Below are 15470 nucleotides of genomic sequence, written 5' to 3'. Positions count from 1 at the left end.
GAGGAGCCCATCATGCCTCGATTAGATAACCTGATCGCTTCCTGTTCTGCCTATAAACCTTCTAAACATACAGAACGCCAGCTCATCAGCTTTACTACGCACAGCTCCTATAAACGCTGCTTGCGCCTGCTCGAATCGCGCGGCATTCATCCATTCAAAACGATGCCTGGCTGCAAAATGATCGGTTTTCTGCTTGACCGGCGCAGCTCGTGGAAACATATTATCCGGCATCCTGAGGTTAAGCTAATGGAGCGGGATGTTAAAATCCGCAAGCATGATACCGCTCCCCAAATGGCAACCCGCACCATAAAGCCAAATCTCCCCATTATAAAAACGACTGTAGACGCCAATAAGGTGCCTTGGAATATTAAAAGAGTACAGGCGCCGCTTGCTTGGAAGCGCACACTTGGCAGACCTGTCAAGCTTGCCATTATTGATACCGGCATTGCCAAGCATCCCGATCTGCGCATATCGGGCGGTGTCAATACGATGGGCGGCACAAGCTATTACGATGACAATGGCCATGGCACTCATGTTGCCGGCATTGCGGCAGGCAGAGGCTTAACAGGACTGTATGGCGTAGCTCCCAATATTAAGCTGTATGCCGTGAAGGCATTGGACCTTTACGGTTCAGGCTACGTGTCCGACATTGTAGATGCCATTGAATGGTGCATTCGCAACAAAATGAATGTCATTAATATGAGCTTTGGCATCGTCAGCGGCCAGCACAGCGATTTGCTGCGCCAAGCGATCAAGCGGGCAGCGAAGCAGGGCATCGTCATTACTGCCTCAGCTGGCAATGAGGGGCCAAATACGACGACGATCGACGAGCCAGCTTCCTTTCCGGAGACGATCGCTGTCGCTGCTACCAATCGGCTCAACCAGATCGCCGATTACAGCAATCGAGGAATGGGCATTGATGTTGCCGCGCCGGGAACAGAAATCATCTCTACTTGGCTGAATGGCAAATATGCCATCATGTCAGGAACGAGCATGTCGTCTCCCCATGTGGCTGGCGGTGCTGCTTTATTGCTGTCCGTAAGGCCAAAGCTAAGCTCCGCCCGTGTATCGACTGTTCTTCGCAAGTGGTCTGTACCGTTAAAAGGCTATTTGCCCACTGCGCAAGGCTCCGGCCTGCTGCGGCTCGGGCGCATTCGCAATGTAAGCTCCTGATCCAGCGGGCCGCGCTATTCTCCAACCCGAACGTCTTTCCTCATATGTAACGCCAAAACGGCTTCGCCGTCCAGAAACACTGGGCAGCAAAGCCGTTTATGATTCGTCTTTTTTCGCATTCGCATTCTTCTCATTGCATTTACGACAAATGCCCTGGAAGTCCAATCGATGGTCGAGAACCGAAAAACCATATTCCTCTTCCAATCGTTCCTCAAGTGGCAGCAGCCAATCGTCCTTAATCTCATCCATCGATCCGCATTGCACACAAATAAGATGATGATGATGGTGCTTGCTGCTGTCCGTTCTCAGATCGTATCTGGCAACCCCGTCGCCAAAATTAAGCTTCTCCACTACATGCATTTCGCTTAATAGCTCAAGTGTCCGATACACCGTTGCAAGGCCAATTTCTGGCGCCTTGTCCTTTACAAGCATGAACACATCTTCCGCGCTCAAGTGATCTTCCTCATTCTCAAGCAATACACGTACTGTTGCTTCACGCTGCGGGGTTAATTTGTAGCCCTGCGACTGCAACTGTTGTTTAATCTTATCAATCCGGGCTTCCATGATTTCCCCCCTACCACACATGCCTGCGCCAACATCAGAAAACGTTTGCTTTCATTATAGAGTCAAACCCTTGTGAAAGTCAAACATTTTGGCGTGGATTGGGCATCAGATTGCCGCGGCGGAAGCGTCTAAAATCGGTGCTGCCCAGCTCATTAACAGTGGAGAGACGTAAGCTTCAATCAAAGCGGCTCCGATTAAAACCATCAGCATCAGCATCGCTGTCGTCGTAAAGCTCAGCATTTGCGGGGCAAGTGTGCCGTTTTGCCGCATCAGCCTATTTTTCACCACATACAACGAAAAAGACAGCGCCGAAGCGCTCGCCATCAAAATGGCCGGCACAATAATTAAATTAGGCGGCGCAATCGAGACGAGCGAAAACAGCACGCCCTTCCATGAATATTGTGTAATGAGCGTACCGAGCGCAAAGCCGACAAGCACGCCTTTTAGAAAATCCATAGCCAGCACCAGCGGTATGCCGACAACGGTAATGCCAAGGAACCACAGCACCAGCAGCCATTTTCCATGAAAAAAAACGCGCTCCCAAAACGTAGCCGCGCTATCCGCAACCGCCCCGCCATGCATAAGCTGTACATACTGGCTCATATCCGAAGCCAAATCCTGCTGCTGCTCAAAGGTGAGCGCATTTACCATCAACCCGCCAAAAATGACGCCCACGACAAACAGCACGCCCACAAACACATACAGCGTCAGCTGGCTCCCTGCGGGCCCCTTCCCCATTCGCGAACGCATAGCCTTCCCCCTCTTGTCCCATGTGATAAAGTGTATGTTCCTTTAAGCACACCTATGACGGGAGAGAAGGAGCTTATACGCTTCCTCTTTCTAAATGGGCAGCTTGCCTGTCAGCAAATACAGCTTCCATACGTAGACAGCCATAATCGTCTTGGCATCACTGATGCGGCCTTCGGAGATATAGGCTTCTGCTTCCTCAAGCGTAATCGCCATCACTTCCAGAAACTCATCCTCATCCGTCTGCTGCTTGCCAGAAACGACCTGATCCGTGAAATAAACATACAGCTTCTCATCCGCAAAGCCCGGCGACGTATAAAAAGCGCTAACAAGCTGCAGCGTATCCGCTTTGTAGCCCGTCTCCTCTTCCAGCTCGCGCCTCGCCGCCTCGAGTGGATCCTCACCAGCATCCAGCTTGCCTGCCGGCAGCTCAATCTGAAATTTCTCCAGCGGCTTGCGGTATTGCTCAACGACGAGCAGCTTGCCATTTAATAGAGCGATGACAGCCGCAGCGCCCGGATGCTTGACGATTTCCCTAGTCGCCGTACTGCCATCCGGCAAGGCGACCGTATCTACCTGCAGCGAAATGATTTTGCCAGAAAAAATCGGTTCGGTATGGGTTGTTTCTTCTTTCCAGCGATTAATTTCCTCATTCATGAATGAATATTCCCCTTTGCGTGTAAGAATAAAGTAACGTGCATAACTTGTCCGATATCCGCATACCTATCCTTATCCAAATATTTTTGATAGTGAAGGAGCTTAGGTAACGATGAAAACCTATACAAGCGTCAGCCATCTTCGCCTTGTCGGCAAAGGATGGGAAATTCGCCATCAACTGCGCCTCATGTCCTGCAAGGCAGCAAGCGGAGCTTCTGAACCGTTAGCAAGCTTTTTGACGCGAACTAGCTCATAATAATGGGTTCTGAATCATAAAAGCGCCAGCAGACTGCCGCCTAAATACATGGAAAACAAGCGATACGCCCGGGAAAATGCTCTTTTCCTGACCTATCGCTTGTTTGGTTTCTCTACTGCTATGCTGCAGGGCCTATTAAGCTTTAGCTGCCTGCTTCATAATCTCAACGACCAATTCCGTCGTTTTGACTAGATCGGCTACTTTAATTTGTTCCTGCGTCGTATGAATATGCTCGTAGCCAACAGCCAAGTTAACCGTCGGCACGCCGAGTCCATTAAACACATTGGCATCGCTGCCGCCGCCGGAGTGGAAGGTTTTTGGCGTCAATCCGATCGCCTTAATCGCCGTTTGGGCAAGCTGCACAACAGCATCGCTCTCATCGTACGAATAAGACGGGTAAATGACCTCGCTGCTGAACACGCCTTTGGCGCCAAACTCCGCTGCTGCACTTTCTACCGCTTCACGCATAGCATCCAGCTGGGCATCCAGCTTATGCTGCACAATACTGCGTGCTTCCGCATTCAGCTTCACATAATCAACGACGATATTCGTAGCGCCGCCGCCTTCAAAAGAGCCAATATTCGCTGTCGTTTCCTTATCGATGCGGCCGAGCGGCATTCTTGCAATCGCTTTTCCTGCCACTTGGATCGCACTGATTCCCGCTTCCGGGTTAACGCCAGCATGAGCTGACTTGCCGTGAAACTCAATGGTGACTCTCGCCTGTGTTGGCGCAGCAACCGCAATTTCGCCTACTGAGCCATTTGAATCGAGCGCGTAGCCGAATTTCGCCTTCAGCTTGGACGCATCCAGCGCGCGAGCTCCGAGCAGTCCCGACTCCTCGCCTACGGTAATGACAAACTGGATAGGACCATGCGGAATCGATTGTTCCTTAAGCACACGAATCGCCTCAAACATCGCGGCAAGACCCGCTTTATCGTCCGCTCCAAGAATGGTAGTGCCATCGCTGCGTATGTACCCATCTGCATCAATTTGCGGCTTAATGCCTACACCAGGCGTTACCGTATCCATATGGGAAGTAAAAAAGATAGTCGGAGCATTTTCCACACCGGATGCTTCCAGATAGGCAAATAGATTACCCGCGCCATGACCTGTTTTGGCTGCCGCATCATCCTCTTCCAGCGAAAGTCCCAGCTCTCCGAATTTTTTCTTAAGCTCAACGCTTATAAGCTGCTCATGCTTCGTTTCACTATCAATTTTCACTAATTGTACAAATTCATCTACTAACCGTTGCTCATTAATCATTAACGTTTCCTCCGTTCGTCATTTTCGACTATAATAGGGCTTATAGAAATGTTTAGAAAGGAGATCTGCCTTGTGAATCCTTCCAAGTATGTTCGAATTGTAGCCATCGTGGTTATTGCTGCCATGCTGTTATCCAGCTTGGTTGCCGGCATCGGCATGCTGTTCTCTTATTAGAACAGCATCCTGCGCAAAACCAAATACATCGCAGAAATGCGGCAGCAGCTGCTGCGCCGCTTCACTTACCGACAGCTCGCGGCCCGTCAGCGTATTAAATGAAGTGACGCCGAACTGTTCGATGCCGCACGGCACAATGCCGCTAAAGCCACTCTCCGCAATGCCCGCCTCTATATTTAGCGCAAATCCATGACTCGTCACAAATCCGCCGCGCTTTCGCGCCCGATTAAATTTCACACCGATAGCCGCAATTTTCTCATCCCCTACCCACACGCCGGTGTACTCGGGCTTCCTGCCTGATTCAATGCCATAATCCTTCAGCCAATTGATGATGACTTGTTCGACGTTGCGCAAATAAGCATGCAGATCGAGGCCGACCGCATCCAGATAAAGCAGCGGATAGCCGACAAGCTGGCCAGGCCCATGATACGTAATATCCCCACCGCGATCAATTTCAAATACAGAAATGCCCCGCTCTGCAAGCTCCTTCTCATCCAGCAGCAAATGCTCGGGATGGCGGTCTGAGCCAAGCGTATAGGTCGGCGGATGTTGAAGAAGGAGAAGCGTCTCCAGACGCTCCTCCTGATCAACTTGCTTCACCATCGATTTTTGCAGCTCCCATGCCTCCGCATAGCCAAGCATGGAAATATAACGGGCTTCAAGCGGTTTCTTCCCATAAGGTACATGAGTAGAGTCAGTCATAGCGGCGTCCCTCATTTCTAATACAATTTCGTATCGTTGTTGAAGCTCTCCAAATTCTCCTTCACCTTTTGCATAAAACGACCGCAAATAATGCCGTCCAAAATGCGGTGATCCAGCGACAAGCAGAGGTTTGCCATCGAGCGAATCGCGAGCATGTCATTAATGACAACCGGACGCTTCACAATCGATTCAAACGTCATAATGGCCGCTTGCGGGTAGTTAATGATCGGATGCGTAATAATCGAGCCAAAGGAGCCCGTATTGTTAACGGTAAACGTACCGCCCTGCATGTCAGCCAGCGTTAAGCGCCCTTCGCGTCCACGGCGAGCCAAGTCGTCGATTTCTTTCGCAAGTCCCGCGATCGTTTTGTGATCGGCGTTTTTTATGACGGGTGTCGCAACCGATTCCTCGGTACCTACCGCAAGCGATATGTTAATGTCGCGCTTCACGATGATTTTATCGACCGCCCACATGGAGTTCATAATCGGGAATTCCTTGATCGCATTAACGACTGCTTTCAACACGAAAGCGAGATAGGTCAAATTAATGCCCTCGCGCTTCATAAATTCATCTTTCACCTTGTTGCGCAGCACGACGAGATTCGTAACATCAACCTCAATCATCATCCACCCATGCGGAATTTCGGTGACGCTCTGTTTCATATTACGTGCGATTGCGCCGCGAATCGGCGTAACCTCAATATAATCTTCGCCTCGTCCAGGCACCCCTGAAACGGGAGAATCATATTGCTGAATCGTTGGCAGGCGCGGCGTTTCGGTCAAATGCAAGCCAGTTGAACGAACTTGCTCAATACTTGGCTCCCGGCCGGTTTGCGGGCTGGCTTTGCTCACAGAACTGCCTGCCGCTCCGCCCGATTCGACGAAGGTAAGCACGTCTTTACGGGTAATACGACCGCCAAGACCAGTCCCCGGAACGTCGCTCAAACGAATATTATGCTCGGCTGCCAGCCTCTGAACAGCTGGAGAGAAGCGATTGCGCATCGACATATCTCCTTCCGCCTCCTGTGCACCGCCTTGCTGAGCTGTAGACAAGCCCGCGCCTTGCGCTGCTTCACTATAACCCGATGGCGCCCCGCCAGTAGCCTGCATTTCTGCTGCGCCTTCCGTTTCGATTAGGCATACCGGCGTCCCAACAGGAACCGTTTCACCGTTGCCAACCAAAATTTTAACCATCGTACCCGATACCGTAGAAGGCAGCTCCGCGCTAACCTTGTCCGTAATGAGCTCACAAATGGGCTCATACATGTCAATGTGGTCGCCAGGCTGCTTAAGCCACTTATCGATCGTTGCCGATACGAGCGATTCCGCCAGCTGCGGAATAACAATCTCCGTCACCGATTTCATCAATTATCCATCTCCCTAAAGGCTTGTGCTACGTGGACTGGCTTTCGTCCAAATTAACGCATTGCAGCGAAATAACTGCTTCGAGCAAGCATTAATACAAAGCCAAATTGCGCATAGCCTCTTTCACTTTTTCTTTATTCAGCAGGAAAAACTTCTCGCCAGGCGGATTAATAGGCATCGCCGGAGCGTCCGGTCCGCATAAACGCATAATAGGAGCGTCCAGCTCATATAACAGCTGCTCCGCAATAATAGCCGACACTTCGGCGCCAACGCCGCCCGTCTTATTATCCTCGTGAATGATTAACACTTTGCCTGTCTTGCGAACAGACTCCAAAATAGCCTCTTGATCAAGCGGCTGCAGCGTGCGCAAATCAAGTATATGAGTGCTGATGCCTTCCTGGGCAAGCTCCTGCGCTGCCTGTTCAACGAACAGCAGCGGCATGCTGTAGCTGATGACGGTAATATCGTCGCCTTCACGCAATACATTTGCTTTGCCAATCGGCACAATATAATCGTCATCTGGTACTTCGCCGGTAATCAGCTTGTAGCATTTTTTATTTTCAAAAAAGAGAACCGGGTCCGGGTCGCGTACAGCAGCCTTTAGCAGCCCTTTCGCATCGTAAGCCCGGTATGGCGCTACAATTTTCAAGCCAGGCGTCCCGAAAAATACCGATTCCGGACACTGGGAATGATACAGCCCGCCAAAAACCCCGCCGCCAATTGGGGCGCGAATAACGATCGGACAGCTCCAGTCATTGTTGGAGCGGTAACGAATTTTAGCCGCTTCGCTTATGATTTGATTCGTTGCGGGAAACATGAAGTCCGAATACTGCATTTCTGCAATTGGCTTCATCCCGTACATAGCTGCACCAATAGCTACACCGGCAATTGCCGATTCCGCTAGGGGCGTATCCATAACGCGCTGCTCTCCGAACTGGTCAATTAAACCTTTCGTCGTTGTAAAAACGCCGCCCTTGACGCCAACATCCTCGCCAAGCACGAACACGTCTTCATCGCGCTCTAGCTCTTCCTTCATGCCAAGCCTAATCGCTTCAATATATTCAATAACTGCCACTAAATGTCGCCTCCTTGCCCAGCATCTCCTGCATACACATGGTCAAGCACCGATTCCGGCGTTGGGAATGCTGCCTTGTCGCCGTATTCAGTCGCTTCGTCGATTTGCTTCTTAATGCCCGCAAGCAGCTCGGCATCCTTCTCCTCGGTAAGGAGTCCACAGTCGATCAAATACTGTCTATATTTTGGCAGTCCATCCTTCGCCCGGTTCTCATCGACCTCTTCCTTCGTCCGATAAGCAAGATCATTATCCGAAGTCGAATGCGGAGACAAGCGATAAACCATAGCCTCAATAAGCGTCGGCCCCTCGCCAGCAATCGCGCGCTCGCGCGCCTCTTTCACGGTGCGGAACACTTCCAGCGCATCATTGCCATCAACTTGCACGCCAGGGAAGCCATAACCAAGCGCCCGATCCGCAACGCGGCCTACAAGCTGCTTGTGAACGGGTACAGAGATTGCATATTGATTATTTTCACACATAAAAATGACCGGAAGCTTATGAACGCCTGCAAAATTGCAGCCTTCATGGAAATCGCCCTGATTGCTCGAGCCTTCTCCAAACGTTACGAAGCTTACGAGCTCCTGCTTCTTCATCTTTGCAGCGAGTGCAATGCCTACAGCATGCGGAACCTGGGTCGTTACAGGACTTGAGCCTGTGACAATACGCAGTCTTTTGCTGCCAAAATGCCCTGGCATCTGCCTGCCGCCGCTATTGGGATCTTCCGCTTTCGCAAACACGGACAGCATTAGCTCCTTCACCGTCATTCCGACGGACAATACAAAACCGTAATCCCGATAATAAGGCAAGTAATAATCGACTGTACGATCAAGAGCAAATGCCGCGGCTACCTGTGCCACCTCTTGACCCACACCCGATACGTGGAAGTTGATTTTTCCTGCCCGCTGCAGCAGCAAATTGCGCTCATCAAACTTTCGCGCCAGCTGCATCATGGCATACATTTCGACAGCCTGCTCATCCGTTAAGCCAACTGCGGCATGACGGGATTGCTGCTCAATTGAACCGGATTTCCCCATGAGAATTCGGCCTCCTTTAAAAATGCAAGAGTGTTTAAGCTACGCGCTTATACTCGGCTTCTATTTTACCGCGAAACGTGCTTTTGCCGCCAAAGTACGAGGGCAACCGTCTACGCCTGACTACAATTAAAACCAGGTACTAATACTTGATATTACCCATTATAACCTCTTTTTACGGAAAAAGAAAACCCATGCTTTAAGCAAGCATGGGCAGCTGCTAAATCGCAGTCGCCTTTCCGTCTATCGCCAGCATCGCCTCACCCAGCGCTTCAGACAGCGTTGGATGCGGGTGAATCAATTGCCCGACTTCCCAAGGTGTTGCATTGAGAAATCCAGCAAGCGCAGCTTCCGAAATAAGATCGGTCGCATGCGGGCCTATCATATGGACGCCCAATATGTCGCCCGTTGTACGGTCGGCTATCACTTTCACGAAGCCGTCGGCATCTCCAAGCACGAGTGCTTTGGCAATCGCTTGAAACGGGATTTTACTCGTCTTAATGTCATGGCCTTTCGTTCTCGCCCCATCCTCCGTCAATCCGTAGGAGGCAATTTCCGGACGCGAGTATACACAGCGGGTTATGAGATGAGGCTCTATCGCCGCATGACCCTGTCCGCCCATATGCTCCACAGCAGCAATTCCTTCATGCGCTGCTGCATGCGCAAGCTGGACTCCGCCGATGCAATCGCCGATCGCATAAATATGCGGCTCATTCGTCTGGCCAAATTCATTAATTTGAATAAAGCCGTCCTTCGTGCGAATATCGGTATTTTCAAGCCCGATTCCTTCCACATTTGCTTGACGGCCTACGGCCAGCAGCAGCTTGCTTGCACTTAGCAGCACATCGCCATCCGCAGTCGTAGCCGGTATCGAAACTTCCCCGTCTCCCACACTTAGCTCAGTCGTGCTGAGCTGCACGCTTGTAAGTACACGAACGCCGCGGCGCTTGAGCAATCGCGTAAGCTCAGCCGACACCTCGGCATCCTCGCCAGGAAGCAGCCTTGCTCCCGCTTCAACGAGCGTCACCTGCACGCCAAAGTCCTGCATCATCGATGCCCATTCCACGCCAATTACACCGCCGCCAACGATCAGAATCGAAGCCGGAAGCTCTTCTAATGCAAGCGCGTCATCGCTTGTGAGAATATACTCGCTATCTGGCGTTAGGCCAGGCAAAGAACGCGGTCTGGAGCCTGTTGCAATAATCAGGTTTTTGGAAACGACCTGCTCCATTTCTCCATCTGCCAGCTCAACAGCAAGCGATCCGCTGCGAGGCGAGAAAATGGAAGGGCCAATGACGCGGCCTCTGCCTTTAATGACTTGAATGCTATGTTTTTTCATTAAATATTGCAGCCCTTTATAAAGCTGTTCCACCGTCTGCTCCTTGCGGCTTTGCACTTTATCGAATTGCAGCGAGATCGCTCCGTCAGCTATTGTAATGCCATAGGCATCAGACTCCAGCAAGGTGGCGTATACTTCTGCGCTTCTAAGCAGCGATTTGCTAGGAATACAACCTTTATGCAGACAAGTTCCGCCAAGGTTGTCCGCTTCGACGATCGCTACGCTTTTCCCCATTTGGGCCGCGCGGATTGCCGCCGTATAACCTCCCGGGCCGCCGCCCAGCACAGCTACATCTACTTCTATCGCCATCTATTTTAACCTCCACCTGTATTTCTATATGTATGCTAGCAAATGATGTCCTTGATTAGTCACCATCTCCGCTATATTTAAGAGCGTCGTTTGTTTGCATCATTATTATTGTAACCTTTTTAGCAGCGGTTTTCATCGTAAACTTTTCGGAAATAGACACTTTTCCCTGAAAAGGGTATCATAATAGCACAAGCCTATCTCACTATTATTAAGGAGTCATTCGATTATGAAGCTAGTTACAGCAAGGCTGATTGCTATTTTGCTGCTCGTCATTCCAGGCATACTTGCCTGCATTGGATTTTTGAAAATGAAAAATGCTGTCTACAACTATTTTGTATCCTTCGGCTACGATGATATTCAGCCAAACTTTGAATGGCTGCCCTTCCTGCTGGGCCTGCTGATGTTCGCCATTGGTGTCGGCTTTATCGGCGGCTGGACTTTTTTTCGCGACCGCAAGCGCAACTATGTCGCTTCCCGTTTCCGTCCAAAGCGCCCCAAGCCGCCAAAGCCAACCGCTTAGCCGCTTAAACGCTGCAATCATTGCTCCCTTGCATCAAATCAAGCTCCTGCTGGTACGCCACATTTCATCTAGTGGCCCGTGGGGGCTTTTGTTTTTTTTGCAGAGTATAGCGTGTAGCGATCATCCACCCCACAATGTGTAAACCTTGACGAAGCTGATAGCTGTATTGTAAAAATCTATAATAAATTTTCATTTTTCCGTCATATATATTATTTTCGTTTCCATTATTTCCGATATAACCATTAGGCAATCATCATAATCAATAAAAGGGGGTGCTTTCCATTTCTGCAATATCGTCTGCCTCATCAGCATCACGGTCAAAATCCGCTTCAACTGCTTCATCGCGAGAAACCACATCCGCTTCGCCTCGCGAAAAAGAAATTCAGGCACTCATGAAGCAAAAAGCAAGATTAAACGAAGAAATGCAATCCGTCAAAACGAATGAAAAGCTCGACACGAAGCTGAAAATGGAACGCGTTAAAGCGTTAACCGCTTCTATTTCCCAAATTGACGCACAAATTTCACAGATTCGCGCGGAAGAAATTCAGGAAAAAACTAAAATGGGCGCCTCTAAGGACGACCAGCCTAAAAAAAGCACTTCGGACAATCCTGAGAAAAATATGGACCAGGCTGTTAAAAACAGCATGACCTATGATCATCTCGGCAAGCTCGCCGGTGTTCGCGAAAAACTGCAAGGCTCCAACGTCACAATGGAAAGCGGCATTCGTTTTGATCGCATGGTCATAGAATCGAATCCGCACAACGACGCTGGAAAATTCGCTATGCTGGAAAACGCCGAGCAAACCGTATTCAAGCTGAAACGGGAAATGATGGCCAAAACTACTCGCCAAATCCATGTCGTGGATCAAAAAATGAAAGAACTGGTTGACGATTTGGGAACAACGGATGACAGCTCTTCAGAGAATGAGACGGAAACTGTTGGTGGCAAAATGCTCGTAGGTTCAGTCGCAAATCAAGACAAGGTAAGGGAACGCAACAATAGGCAAACAGAGGAAGAACCCCAAGCTTCTGCACAGAAAGCAAACGTACCGTCATCTGCAGCTGCGCAATCCATCGATATTCGGGTATAACGATTGAACAGCTTATACGTCCATGAGGTTAATGGATAATCCCGCTCCTTTACTGGTTCTCTGTAACCAATAGAGGAGCGGTTTTTTTATCGTAGCACTTCCTTAAAAAGAAGGATGATGTCCACTATGTTCTAGACTTCGATTTGTTGCGCTTTGCGATTCCATATTGGCTAGCGCGGTACATTCACGGAATACAAAGTGCTTACATCCCAAACATTTATTCGAATCCAGATGGATCAAGGCACAGCCGATCGCTTCACCAGTATGATCAAAGAAGTGATGAGCCCCGATCCGCTCATATAAACCTGTTTTTTTGAGCACTTGCAACGGCTGCGGCTGGACCCCTGTCATCAGTACGATTCCTCCGAGCTTCTGGAACGCCTTGACTATAGTAGTCAGATTGGCTGCTCCTGTCGTATCCATAAAGGGCACTTTCCCGAGACGCAGCAGCAAAATGGTACACCTCTGTTGAACCGTATCCCTCATATCCTGTTCAAACTTATTCGCCGCCCCAAAAAACAAAGGTCCGTCAATCGTATATATACTGATTTGGGGACAATCATGACCTTCATATACCATATTTGCTCTGACTTTTTCATGTTTATGGTTAGGATCTGGCAGCACCTTCTCGACCGTTAAGGATTGGCTCATACGTTTCACAAATAAAAGCAGAGCCATCAGTAATCCCACTTCTACTGCTGTTGTCAAATTCGTAAATACGGTGAGAATAAAAGTGATGGCAAGTAAAAGGGAATCACTCGTTTTCGTTTTTAAAATATGCATAAAAGCGCTTCGTTCACTCATGTTCCACGCAACTACCATTAAGATTGGAGCCATGCTAGCAAGCGGGATATCGGACGCATAAGGCGCAAACAGTATAAGCACCAGCAAAACGACGAAGCCATGAACGATGCCCGAAATCGGTGAGACCGCTCCGCTTTTAATATTAGCAGCTGTTCGTGCAATGGCTCCCGTTGCCGGTATTCCACCAAAAAACGGCGTTATCATATTGGCAATTCCCTGCCCAATAAGCTCGCGATTGCTGTTGTGCCGATTGCCAGTCATGCCATCGGCTACTACAGCGGACAGCAGCGATTCAATCCCGCCCAACATAGCAATAATAAAAGCAGGCTTAAGCAAATTCACTATTCGCTCCCAGGTCATGTCAGGTATACGAAAAGCAGGCAGCGTGCTCGGAATCGTTCCATAAGCAGAACCTATAGTTGCCACCTCCCCGTTGAAAAACAAAGCAGCGACGAAGCTCGAAACAACGAGCCCCAGCAATGACCCAGGCAACTTAGGCATAAATCTCGGAGCCAGCAAAATAATTATCAAACAAATTCCGGCCGTCAGCAGACTGTAGCTATTTATAGTCGAAGCATGTAACCCGATTTCTTTCATATTGGACAAAAAATCCTCATGCTTTTCGATCCCCTTCAAACCCAAAAAGCTAGCCATTTGTCCACTGAAGATGATTACGGCAATGCCCGCGGTAAACCCAATTGTAACAGGCCGAGGTATGAAGGCAATCAACGAGCCTAGCTTAAAAAGGCCCATAGCCACAAGCATAATGCCAGCCAGAAAACCGGCAAGCAATAAATTTTCGTACCCATATTGCAGTACAATAGCGAACAGAATAGGAATAAAAGCACCCGTTGGGCCACCAATCTGAAATTTTGAACCTCCGAAAGTCGAGATAAGGATGCCCGCTATAACGGTCGTATATAGTCCATATTCAGGCCTGACGCCTGAAGCAATAGCAAACGCCATTCCGAGTGGAATGGCGATAATACCGACAATGACACCCGAGACCATGTCCTTGCGAAGCGCAGATAAATGATATCCATCAAATCTCCCTCTCCCCTTCATTTTTCATAACCTTCTTTTCTTCATATATTTGATTATTTGAATATAAAGAAAAGATACTCCTGTGCTCCCTTTATGTCAAACACACGAATCAGTCAAGGATGCGTATAAGTCGTTATAAAAAGCAAAAAAACAAGGTTTTCCTATTTGATGCTCACGGATTCCCTTGTTTTTTCAATTATGGTTCTTTACGAATATTTTCCAATAAGGATATAGCGTCGACGAGATGATTGTCAAAAATCTGTTTCGTTACCGACAATAAATCCTTAATTAATGGATCACGTAAGGAGTAAATGACCGAGGTGCCTTCTTTCACACTGTGGACAACGTTTTTGTTGCGTAATACAGCAAGTTGCTGCGATACGGCGGAACCTTCCGATCCTAAAATGCTTTGCAGCTCATTTACGTTCTTTTCCCCTTCGCTTAACACTTCAAGGATGCGAATTCTCATTGGATGAGCCAAAGCTTTATAAAAATCGGCTTTAAACTGTTGAATGTGCTGATTCATAAACTGCTCCTTAATAGTAAACTTTTGAATATATGAATATCATAGCATACATCCAGAAATGATTGATAATGAACTGTAGGCTTGTTGATTATTTTCATGGCGCGTATAATACTTAATATATTCATACTTTTGAATATTTGATTTTAAAATGATTCACAGGAGAGGAAAGGATTCGAATGCCCGGCTTTACGATTCAACAACCATCTAGAGAAAATTCGCTAATCCTTGATGAAGGACCACAAAAAATAAGCAAGCAAGTGGTCATTGACCTTGGAATGGCCTCCCTGCAAGCAATAGGTTCTGACCATATTTGCAAAGTTTGCATTTCAAATAGCGGTTCCTGCTGCAGCGGCTGCCGACATCTTTCAGATCGGGTTGGATGCCAGCGCCGCAATACAAGCTGTACCGCATGGTTATGTGGGTTTATTAAATATGTCCTTTATGAAACGGGATATTTGCAGCAGTGGAACGATTTTTGGGAGCAAGTGCCTGGACAGGACTTCCGCGTAGATTACACACCAGACTCCTTTTCCATTCATCATTCTTTAAAGCTTCCAAACATGCGCAGCTTAAGCGAAGCGCTTGCTGCCGATTTGCAGGAATTGGCTCAAACCCATATCGCGATCGGTTTTATTTTAACACTTAGAGAGAAGCTGGATAAAAATATAGATCAATTCATGTTTTATCATGATGAACCGGCGAAACAAGCTCGCATTAGAAAAAGAATCGAATTTTTATCTCTCCCGTTTGAACGCTTCCATCTAGCCTTACATGATTTTATGGAGAAGCGCAGCGCTCTGACTGATGAAAAAGACGGATTATCGAGCTAAG

At 48.6% G+C, this 15470-nt stretch carries 17 protein-coding genes; 6 read left to right on the top strand and 11 right to left on the bottom strand.

The features are described 5' to 3' along the window. Positions 1 to 12 precede the first annotated feature (12 nt). Positions 13 to 1173, top strand: a complete 1161-nt coding sequence (locus AC6B99_RS22410) for a S8 family peptidase (protein WP_056028923.1) — start codon at positions 13 to 15, stop codon at positions 1171 to 1173. A gap of 96 nt (positions 1174 to 1269) precedes the next feature. On the opposite strand, the gene fur is transcribed toward AC6B99_RS22410, so the two are convergent. The 3 genes from fur to AC6B99_RS22395 form a co-directional block, all read right to left on the bottom strand. Continuing rightward, positions 1270 to 1737 (bottom strand): ferric iron uptake transcriptional regulator, encoded by a 468-nt coding sequence (fur, locus tag AC6B99_RS22405; protein ID WP_056028925.1) that lies wholly within the window; start codon positions 1735 to 1737, stop codon positions 1270 to 1272. Between the two features lie 105 nt (positions 1738 to 1842). Next, entirely contained in the window at positions 1843 to 2487 is a 645-nt protein-coding gene (gene spoIIM / locus AC6B99_RS22400; protein ID WP_494858680.1) for a stage II sporulation protein M, read from the bottom strand. A gap of 90 nt (positions 2488 to 2577) precedes the next feature. Beyond that, positions 2578 to 3141 carry an NUDIX domain-containing protein gene (locus AC6B99_RS22395; RefSeq protein WP_056028929.1) on the bottom strand — a complete coding sequence of 188 codons (564 nt, stop codon included), beginning with the start codon at positions 3139 to 3141 and terminating at the stop codon, positions 2578 to 2580. Between the two features lie 112 nt (positions 3142 to 3253). On the opposite strand from AC6B99_RS22395, the gene mciZ reads away from it, so the two are divergent. After that, a complete protein-coding gene (gene mciZ, locus AC6B99_RS22390) occupies positions 3254 to 3397 on the top strand; it encodes a Z-ring formation inhibitor MciZ (RefSeq protein WP_081418565.1) in 144 nt (47 codons plus the stop codon). 135 nt (positions 3398 to 3532) lie between these two features. Here mciZ and AC6B99_RS22385 read toward each other — a convergent pair whose 3' ends face one another. Next, entirely contained in the window at positions 3533 to 4660 is a 1128-nt protein-coding gene (locus AC6B99_RS22385; protein WP_056028931.1) for a M20/M25/M40 family metallo-hydrolase, read from the bottom strand. Positions 4661 to 4708: 48 nt separating this feature from the next. Between AC6B99_RS22385 and prli42 the strand changes: the two genes are divergently transcribed. Then, a complete protein-coding gene (prli42, locus tag AC6B99_RS22380) occupies positions 4709 to 4834 on the top strand; it encodes a stressosome-associated protein Prli42 (RefSeq protein WP_150131586.1) in 126 nt (41 codons plus the stop codon). Here the strand turns inward: prli42 and lipB are convergent. From lipB to lpdA, 5 genes are all read right to left on the bottom strand, one after another. Beyond that, positions 4790 to 5536: a lipoyl(octanoyl) transferase LipB gene (gene lipB / locus AC6B99_RS22375; RefSeq protein ID WP_494858677.1), complete on the bottom strand. Its 747-nt coding sequence runs from the start codon at positions 5534 to 5536 to the stop codon at positions 4790 to 4792. The genes prli42 and lipB overlap by 45 nt on opposite strands. A gap of 17 nt (positions 5537 to 5553) precedes the next feature. Then, the gene (locus AC6B99_RS22370) at positions 5554 to 6900 is read right to left on the bottom strand and encodes a 2-oxo acid dehydrogenase subunit E2 (protein WP_494858675.1); all 1347 of its coding nucleotides are present in this window, start codon (positions 6898 to 6900) and stop codon (positions 5554 to 5556) included. A gap of 91 nt (positions 6901 to 6991) precedes the next feature. Further along, positions 6992 to 7975, bottom strand: coding sequence for an alpha-ketoacid dehydrogenase subunit beta (locus tag AC6B99_RS22365; RefSeq protein ID WP_056028937.1), 984 nt, complete (start codon positions 7973 to 7975; stop codon positions 6992 to 6994). Then, positions 7975 to 9009, bottom strand: coding sequence for a thiamine pyrophosphate-dependent enzyme (locus AC6B99_RS22360; protein WP_494858673.1), 1035 nt, complete (start codon positions 9007 to 9009; stop codon positions 7975 to 7977). The genes AC6B99_RS22365 and AC6B99_RS22360 overlap by 1 nt, the downstream gene beginning before the upstream one ends. 217 nt (positions 9010 to 9226) lie before the next feature. Further along, complete coding sequence (gene lpdA, locus AC6B99_RS22355; RefSeq protein ID WP_496664278.1) at positions 9227 to 10654, bottom strand: dihydrolipoyl dehydrogenase; 1428 nt, start codon at positions 10652 to 10654, stop codon at positions 9227 to 9229. Between the two features lie 226 nt (positions 10655 to 10880). Here lpdA and AC6B99_RS22350 point away from each other — a divergent pair, with 226 nt between their 5' ends. Continuing rightward, positions 10881 to 11174, top strand: coding sequence for a DUF2627 domain-containing protein (locus tag AC6B99_RS22350; protein ID WP_056028943.1), 294 nt, complete (start codon positions 10881 to 10883; stop codon positions 11172 to 11174). Positions 11175 to 11566: 392 nt separating this feature from the next. After that, positions 11567 to 12265, top strand: coding sequence for a hypothetical protein (locus tag AC6B99_RS22345; protein ID WP_056028947.1), 699 nt, complete (start codon positions 11567 to 11569; stop codon positions 12263 to 12265). A 102-nt stretch (positions 12266 to 12367) separates the two neighbouring features. Here AC6B99_RS22345 and AC6B99_RS22340 read toward each other — a convergent pair whose 3' ends face one another. Continuing rightward, entirely contained in the window at positions 12368 to 14134 is a 1767-nt protein-coding gene (locus AC6B99_RS22340; protein WP_496664277.1) for a SulP family inorganic anion transporter, read from the bottom strand. A 175-nt stretch (positions 14135 to 14309) separates the two neighbouring features. Beyond that, positions 14310 to 14639 (bottom strand): ArsR/SmtB family transcription factor, encoded by a 330-nt coding sequence (locus tag AC6B99_RS22335; protein WP_056028951.1) that lies wholly within the window; start codon positions 14637 to 14639, stop codon positions 14310 to 14312. Between the two features lie 176 nt (positions 14640 to 14815). Here AC6B99_RS22335 and AC6B99_RS22330 point away from each other — a divergent pair, with 176 nt between their 5' ends. Next, on the top strand, positions 14816 to 15469 hold the full coding sequence (locus tag AC6B99_RS22330; RefSeq protein WP_056028953.1) for a hypothetical protein: 654 nt from the start codon (positions 14816 to 14818) through the stop codon (positions 15467 to 15469). Position 15470: the final 1 nt, after the last annotated feature.

The sequence above is a fragment of the Paenibacillus liaoningensis genome (assembly GCF_059609455.1).
Note: the sequence above shows the minus strand (reverse complement) of the source record. Positions and strands in the feature narration are given on the sequence as shown.

What these genes read in the sequence shown, in the direction of transcription:
- AC6B99_RS22410 (WP_056028923.1), top strand. Translation starts at nt 13, where the DNA reads ATGCCTCGATTAGATAACCTGATCGCTTCCTGTTCTGCCTATAAACCT.
- fur (WP_056028925.1), bottom strand. Translation starts at nt 1,737, where the DNA reads ATGGAAGCCCGGATTGATAAGATTAAACAACAGTTGCAGTCGCAGGGC.
- spoIIM (WP_494858680.1), bottom strand. Translation starts at nt 2,487, where the DNA reads ATGCGTTCGCGAATGGGGAAGGGGCCCGCAGGGAGCCAGCTGACGCTG.
- AC6B99_RS22395 (WP_056028929.1), bottom strand. Translation starts at nt 3,141, where the DNA reads ATGAATGAGGAAATTAATCGCTGGAAAGAAGAAACAACCCATACCGAA.
- mciZ (WP_081418565.1), top strand. Translation starts at nt 3,254, where the DNA reads ATGAAAACCTATACAAGCGTCAGCCATCTTCGCCTTGTCGGCAAAGGA.
- AC6B99_RS22385 (WP_056028931.1), bottom strand. Translation starts at nt 4,660, where the DNA reads ATGATTAATGAGCAACGGTTAGTAGATGAATTTGTACAATTAGTGAAA.
- prli42 (WP_150131586.1), top strand. Translation starts at nt 4,709, where the DNA reads ATGTTTAGAAAGGAGATCTGCCTTGTGAATCCTTCCAAGTATGTTCGA.
- lipB (WP_494858677.1), bottom strand. Translation starts at nt 5,536, where the DNA reads ATGACTGACTCTACTCATGTACCTTATGGGAAGAAACCGCTTGAAGCC.
- AC6B99_RS22370 (WP_494858675.1), bottom strand. Translation starts at nt 6,900, where the DNA reads ATGAAATCGGTGACGGAGATTGTTATTCCGCAGCTGGCGGAATCGCTC.
- AC6B99_RS22360 (WP_494858673.1), bottom strand. Translation starts at nt 9,009, where the DNA reads ATGGGGAAATCCGGTTCAATTGAGCAGCAATCCCGTCATGCCGCAGTT.
- lpdA (WP_496664278.1), bottom strand. Translation starts at nt 10,654, where the DNA reads ATGGCGATAGAAGTAGATGTAGCTGTGCTGGGCGGCGGCCCGGGAGGT.
- AC6B99_RS22350 (WP_056028943.1), top strand. Translation starts at nt 10,881, where the DNA reads ATGAAGCTAGTTACAGCAAGGCTGATTGCTATTTTGCTGCTCGTCATT.
- AC6B99_RS22345 (WP_056028947.1), top strand. Translation starts at nt 11,567, where the DNA reads ATGAAGCAAAAAGCAAGATTAAACGAAGAAATGCAATCCGTCAAAACG.
- AC6B99_RS22340 (WP_496664277.1), bottom strand. Translation starts at nt 14,134, where the DNA reads ATGAAGGGGAGAGGGAGATTTGATGGATATCATTTATCTGCGCTTCGC.
- AC6B99_RS22335 (WP_056028951.1), bottom strand. Translation starts at nt 14,639, where the DNA reads ATGAATCAGCACATTCAACAGTTTAAAGCCGATTTTTATAAAGCTTTG.
- AC6B99_RS22330 (WP_056028953.1), top strand. Translation starts at nt 14,816, where the DNA reads ATGCCCGGCTTTACGATTCAACAACCATCTAGAGAAAATTCGCTAATC.